Origin of the sequence: Actinomyces oris (assembly GCF_001937445.1) — a bacterium.
In the GTDB taxonomy this organism is placed as follows: Bacteria; Actinomycetota; Actinomycetes; order Actinomycetales; family Actinomycetaceae; genus Actinomyces; species Actinomyces acetigenes.
The window spans coordinates 1-2,997 of the sequence record NZ_MSKS01000066.1; the positions used below are offsets into that span (position 1 = coordinate 1).

At 69.5% G+C, this 2,997-nt stretch carries 3 protein-coding genes and 1 pseudogene; 2 read left to right on the plus strand and 2 right to left on the minus strand.

What is annotated here, in order from left to right; translation table 11 throughout:
* Positions 1-429 (minus strand): annotated as a pseudogene (locus BKH20_RS13240) (AraC family transcriptional regulator); the annotation flags it as partial.
* A gap of 168 nt (positions 430-597) precedes the next feature.
* Here BKH20_RS13240 and BKH20_RS13245 point away from each other — a divergent pair.
* Together BKH20_RS13245 and BKH20_RS13250 are read left to right on the plus strand one after the other, a co-directional pair.
* Positions 598-1,242, plus strand: a complete 645-nt coding sequence (locus tag BKH20_RS13245; RefSeq protein WP_075371051.1) for an isochorismatase family protein — start codon at positions 598-600, stop codon at positions 1,240-1,242.
* 275 nt (positions 1,243-1,517) lie between these two features.
* The gene (locus tag BKH20_RS13250) at positions 1,518-2,030 is read left to right on the plus strand and encodes a VOC family protein (RefSeq protein ID WP_075391435.1); all 513 of its coding nucleotides are present in this window, start codon (positions 1,518-1,520) and stop codon (positions 2,028-2,030) included.
* Between the two features lie 155 nt (positions 2,031-2,185).
* Here the strand turns inward: BKH20_RS13250 and BKH20_RS13255 are convergent, their stop codons facing one another.
* Positions 2,186-2,686 carry an NUDIX hydrolase gene (locus tag BKH20_RS13255; RefSeq protein ID WP_070660724.1) on the minus strand — a complete coding sequence of 167 codons (501 nt, stop codon included), beginning with the start codon at positions 2,684-2,686 and terminating at the stop codon, positions 2,186-2,188.
* Positions 2,687-2,997 lie beyond the last annotated feature (311 nt).

Below are 2,997 nucleotides of genomic sequence, written 5' to 3' on the forward strand. Positions count from 1 at the left end.
CCCGCCGATGAGGCCGGCCTCGGCTAGCGGGATCGCCCCCAGGCACAGGCCGACAACGCAAGCGCCCCGCGCATGTGCGGTCTTCAGGAGAGAGCACAGCTCCTCCCCAGCGGGGCGTCCGTCGGCGAACCACGCGGGGAGCACGACGACGTCGGCCTCACTCGCCAGCTCTAGACCTCCCAAGCCGTCAAGGATGTAACCCTCCGAGGTGCGGATGGCGGCGGTGCGCGATGGTGCGGTGGGCGGTGGGCTCGCACCTTCCTCGAGGGCTGTGGCCTCCTCCGGGAGCACCGCCAACTCGGAGGCGGTGGTGAACAGCGAGACCTTCCAGTCCGCAAGACCCAGCCGGCTCACGGTCCCGAAGACCATTTGGGGGATCGACAGGTGGAACAGGGTGATGCCGTCGAAGGCGTAGACGGCGATGCGCATGCGACCTCCCTGAGTGCTGCCTGCCTTGCGCCGTACCGGTGTCCCTCAACACCTGGCGTGAAACCATCGTTACGTAGCATATGCGCCACTGGTGGGCGCCAGCCCGATCGCACATCCTGAGTGCCACCACGCAACCGCCGCGCCAAGGCGCACACGTTTGGAGACACCATGAATGACCGCGATGAACCGGGACGAACCGCCCCTCGCAGGGCACTGGTTCTCGTCGACGTACAGAATGAGTACGCCCGCCTGCCGCTGCGCATCCGCTACCCACGCCTGCGCGACTGCCTGGAGCGGATCGAGCGGGTGCTCGACGCCGCCGAGAGCGCCGGACTCCCCGTGGTCTGCGTGCAGCACGCCGGTCCGCCCGGCGGCGCGATCTTCGCCCCCGGCGGGAAGGGCTTCGAGCTCTGCCCGAGCATCGAGCGCCGACGAACCCCGCAGTGGAAATGCGTCGTCAAGCACCACGGGTCGATCTACGCGGGAACCGACCTCGCCGCATGGCTGCGCGAGCAGAGCGTCGACACCGTCACGCTCGTCGGATTCATGGTGAATAACTGCGTCCTGGCCTCAGCGGCCTGGGGAGAGACGATCGGCCTGGCTACGGAGGTGCTGTCCGACGCCGTCGGCGCCATCAACCTGCGCAACCGCGCCGGCAAGGCCGATGCGCGTACGGTACACACCACGCTCATGGCACTGCTGCATTCCAACTGGGCGGCTGTGGCCACCGCCGACGACTGGTGCCGGGCGCTGGCTCGCCGTGAGCCGCTGCCTCGCAGCAACCTCGTTGTCTCCGCGATGGCTCCGTTCTGACGGCGGCGTTGTTGACCGTGAAGGGGGCATATCGTCACGGCCGGGGGCATCGACGCCGTTGGTGAAGAAGGGCAGCGGCTGCGCGTGAGTCTGGCCTTGGAACCGGCACCCCGTGCCGAGCCGGGCATTTCTCGCGTAGCCCCACAGAATTTCTGCCCGGCTACGCGAAAAATGCCCGGCTCGGCGTCCGGTCGCGGAATGTCCCCGGCCGCGGAGCCAGCAGCAACGCGGATCACCTTGACCCTCACGTAGCGTGAGGGATGAGGCTGCCCCGCATGAGCACCTTCAACGCATTCGAGATGAGCCCCGTACCCGCGCCCAGCGAGGACGCCCAACCGCCCGAGCCCTTCCGCGGCATCTACGGCATGCCGATGTTCGTCACTGTCCCGACGTCGGACCTGGACGCCTCGGTCGACTTCTGGACCGAGGCGCTGGGCTTCTTCACCCTGTTCAGCATTCCCGGCCAGCTGGTGCACCTGCGCCGCTGGGCCTTCCAGGACGTCCTCCTGGTGCCGACGCCGCAGGCGCCCGCCCCGGCCGACGGCCCTTCGATGAGCGTCAGCTTCTCCTGCGTCCTGTCCCAGATCGACGAGATCGCCGCGACCTGCGAGCAGCGCCGGCCGGGCAGCGTCACCGGCCCGCGCATCACCCCGTGGAACTCCCGCGAGGTCGAGGTCGTCACCCCCGAGGGCGTGCGCGTCGTCCTCACCGCCGCCAGGCCCCTGGACCCGAACAGCACGCAGGCCGAAGGCCTCCGGCGTATCGGCATCGAGGTGCCCGAGGCCTGACCGCAACTGCCTTTCCCTCGTACGGCCGGGGGCATTCGACGCCGTCGGGGACAAGAATCCCGTCCCCGTACGCGCAGGATGTCCCCGTCCGGAAGAGATGGCACCCCGCCGCGCGGAATGTTCCCGTCAATGCCCCCGACCGAAGGCAACCGGCGTCAGGACGCCGGGTGGAAGCGCGCGCCCGACGTCGGGTCGGCCAGCCAGGCCAGGGCCGCCTCGATGCGTCCGGGCGTCGAGCTCAGCAGTGGCTCGGGCAGCGCGTCCGGCGCGAACCAGCCCACCTGCGTGGACTCGTCGTCGGCCACATGGGCGCGAGCCGCGCTGCCGGGGCGCGCCCGACCCACGAAGTTGATGTCCATGAACACGCAGTTGTCTCCGTTGGGGAAGGCGAAGGGCTCGCCCGCGGTCACGCTCGTGAGCGCTAGCACCTCCACGTCCACACCGGTCTCCTCCAGGCACTCGCGCCGGATCGCCACCGCCGGCTGCTCGCCGGGCTCGGGGATGCCGGAGACGACCGCCCAGCGCCCGTTGTCGGCGCGCCGCCCCAGCAGGAGCCGGCCGGCCTCGTCGACGACGACGATGCTCACCCCCGGCAGCCACAGCATGTCATGCCCGATCTTCTGTCGCAGGGAGACGATGAACTCCGGAGTCGCCATACCGCGAGCCTAGACGATCACTCGCCGCGGAGGTGGAGGCAGGGGGCGGAGGTGCGGCCGTGGGGGCTGGTACACACCGCCAGCGCTGGCTCGCACTTAACACTTCGACCGAATCTTCAAAAAAGACCCGGAGCCGCGTCGTTTATGAAGATTCGGTCGAAGTGTGCCGGGGGAGGTGGTGTGTGCCGGGGGTGGTGGGCGCACCCAGGCCCGGCTCGTGCGCCGCACCCCAGCGCAGCCCGGCCGGCGCGCGGTAGCCACCTACATGAGCATGGCGACGACGACCCTCGTGAGGGCCGCCATGACCCAGG

Bases quoted from the DNA above. Each gene is read 5' to 3' on its own strand.
- BKH20_RS13245 (WP_075371051.1), top strand. From the start codon at position 598: ATGAATGACCGCGATGAACCGGGACGAACCGCCCCTCGCAGGGCACTG.
- BKH20_RS13250 (WP_075391435.1), top strand. From the start codon at position 1,518: ATGAGCACCTTCAACGCATTCGAGATGAGCCCCGTACCCGCGCCCAGC.
- BKH20_RS13255 (WP_070660724.1), bottom strand. From the start codon at position 2,686: ATGGCGACTCCGGAGTTCATCGTCTCCCTGCGACAGAAGATCGGGCAT.